The sequence below is a fragment of the Acidisphaera rubrifaciens HS-AP3 genome (assembly GCF_000964365.1).
In the GTDB taxonomy this organism is placed as follows: Bacteria; Pseudomonadota; Alphaproteobacteria; order Acetobacterales; family Acetobacteraceae; genus Acidisphaera; species Acidisphaera rubrifaciens.
Window position 1 is genome coordinate 1 of sequence record NZ_BANB01000776.1, and the last position, 2340, is coordinate 2340.

A 2340-nucleotide genomic window follows, 5' to 3' on the forward strand; every position below is an offset into this window, starting at 1 on the left:
CATGACCGCGCCAGCCTGCCGCGCCGCGATTAAGGGCGGGTGAACGCCCGCCCGCCGCGTTGCCAAGGCCGTGCCGGCCGGACAAGCTGGCGGCGGACGGAGGCGACGCGGGCATGCTCATCGCGCGGACGGTCAAGGTGGTGATGGTGGCGGCGCTCGCGGCCTTCGCGTGCCTCGTCGCGGTCGACAACGTCACCGACTACGGCGCGAACTATCAGTTCGTCCGCCACGTGCTCAGCATGGACACGACGTTCGGCGACCCGGCGATCACCTGGCGGGCGATCCACGATCCGCTTCTGTGGCAGGCCGGTTACGCGATGATCATCGCCGGCGAGGCGCTGACCGGCCTCGCCTTCGCCGTGGCGGCGATCGCGATGATCCGGCGCCTGCGCGCCGACGCCGCTTCGTTCCAGGCGGCGACACGGTTCGTCCATCTGGGCGCGGGGCTCGGCTTCCTCGTATGGTTCTTCGGCTTCATGGTGGTCGGCGGCGAGTGGTTCGCGATGTGGCAGTCGCCGCAATGGAACGGGCAGCAGCCGGCGTTCCGGTTCTATATGACCATGCTGGCGGTGCTGATCTATGTGGGGCAGCGCGAGCCCGATCCGCCGCGCTGAGCCGCCACCTGCTTCCCGCCCCGGCCGCCGGCTGCTAGAGCGGAGGCAACGGACGTAACGATAAACGGGGGAGAAGCGACCATGCGTGTCCGCGCGATGCGGGCCGGCCGACGGGCCGTGCTGGCGACGGCCTGTGCCCTGCCGCTGGTGGCGATCGGACGCGGGCGGGCGCGCGCCGCCGATTTCGCCCTCAAGCTCGGCAACGACATGCCGGCCACGCATCCGTTGAGCATCCGCCAGACCGAGGCGGCGGCCCGCATCAAGGCGGCGAGCGGCGGGCGCGTCGAGATCAACGTGTTTCCGAACAACCAGCTCGGCTCCGATACCGAGATGCTGTCGCAGGTACGCTCCGGCGCGCTGGAGATGTGCAGCATGTCCGGGCCGATCCTGGCGACGCTGGTGCCGGCGGCGTCGATTTCCGGCATCGGCTTTGCCTTCCACGACTACGACACCGTGTGGCGCGCGGTGGACGGCAAGCTCGGCGCCTATATACGCGGCGAGATCGACCGGCGCGGGCTGCACGCCTTCGACCGGATGTTCGACAACGGCTTCCGCCAGATCACCAGCTCCACGCGCCAGATACGCACGCCCGACGACCTGCACGGCTTCAAGATACGCGTGCCGGTCTCGCCGCTGTGGACCAGCCTGTTCCAGGCGCTCGGCGCCTCGCCCACCAGCATCAACTTCAGCGAGGTCTATTCGGCGCTGCAGACCAGAATCGTGGAGGGACAGGAGAACCCGCTGGCGCTGATCGAGATCGCGCGGCTGTACGAGGTACAGAAATCCTGCTCGCTGACGGACCACATGTGGGACGGGTTCTGGATGCTGTGCAACGGCCGCGTCTGGCGGTCGATGCCGGCGGATCTGCAGGCGATCGTGGCACGCGAGTTCGACCGCGCAGCCCTCGATCAGCGCGCCGATCTGGCGACGCTGAACAAGACGGTCGAGGCGAAGCTCAAGGGCCAGGGGCTGGTGTTCATCGAGCCCGACAAGGCCGCGTTCCGCGACGCGCTGAAAAAGGCCGGGTTCTACGAGGACTGGAAGAAGCGCTACGGCGACGCCGCCTGGGCGACGCTCGAATCGGTGGCGGGATCGCTGGCGTGAAGGTGGCGGGCGAGACCGCGGACGGCGTCGCCGCCGCGCCCGCCCGCGAAGCCCCACCCCTTCCCGGCCCACTCCTTCCCGGCCCGGCCCACCGCTTCGTCGCCCGCGCCGAGCGGGGGTTGCAGCTGATCGCCGAGGTGCCGGCGGCGCTGCTGGTGCTGGCGGAGATCGGCGTGCTGGGCGCCGGGGTGTTCAGCCGCTACGTGCTGCACAGCCCGCTGGTGTGGTCCGACGAGGTGGCGTCCGGCCTGTTCCTGTGGCTCGCGATGCTGGGCGCGGTGATCGCGTTGCAGCGGTCGGAGCATATGCGCCTGACCGCCGTCGCCGCGTCGATGACGCCCGCGTGGCGCGCCCGGACGGAGGCGCTGGCGGCCGGCGCGGTCGCCCTGTTCCTGTTGATGCTGCTGGGCCCGTCGATCGACTATGCGTCGGATCAATGGTGGATCCTGACGCCCGCGCTGGAGATGCACGACACCTATCGCGCCGCGGCGATGCCGGTGGGCGCGGTGCTGATGGTGGCGACCGCGCTCGCCCGCCTCGCGCGCCTGTCGTGGCGGGACGGGGCGATCGGGATCGGCGCGCTGCTGGCGCTCGGGGTCGCGCTGCATCTGGGCGCGGCGCG

3 protein-coding genes are annotated in these 2340 nt (G+C 70.5%); all 3 read left to right on the plus strand.

Annotated features, from left to right (window positions below):
- Positions 1-113: 113 nt before the first annotated feature.
- Positions 114-614, plus strand: a complete 501-nt coding sequence (locus tag B8460_RS17535; RefSeq protein WP_048862912.1) for a DUF2165 family protein — start codon at positions 114-116, stop codon at positions 612-614.
- Positions 615-695: 81 nt separating this feature from the next.
- A complete protein-coding gene (locus B8460_RS17540) occupies positions 696-1718 on the plus strand; it encodes a TRAP transporter substrate-binding protein (protein ID WP_241771228.1) in 1023 nt (340 codons plus the stop codon).
- A partial coding sequence (locus tag B8460_RS21225) for a TRAP transporter small permease (RefSeq protein WP_158322966.1) occupies positions 1715-2340 on the plus strand: 626 nt, incomplete at its 3' end. The genes B8460_RS17540 and B8460_RS21225, both read left to right, overlap by 4 nt.

Bases quoted from the DNA above. Each gene is read 5' to 3' on its own strand.
- B8460_RS17535 (WP_048862912.1), top strand. From the start codon at position 114: ATGCTCATCGCGCGGACGGTCAAGGTGGTGATGGTGGCGGCGCTCGCG.
- B8460_RS17540 (WP_241771228.1), top strand. From the start codon at position 696: ATGCGTGTCCGCGCGATGCGGGCCGGCCGACGGGCCGTGCTGGCGACG.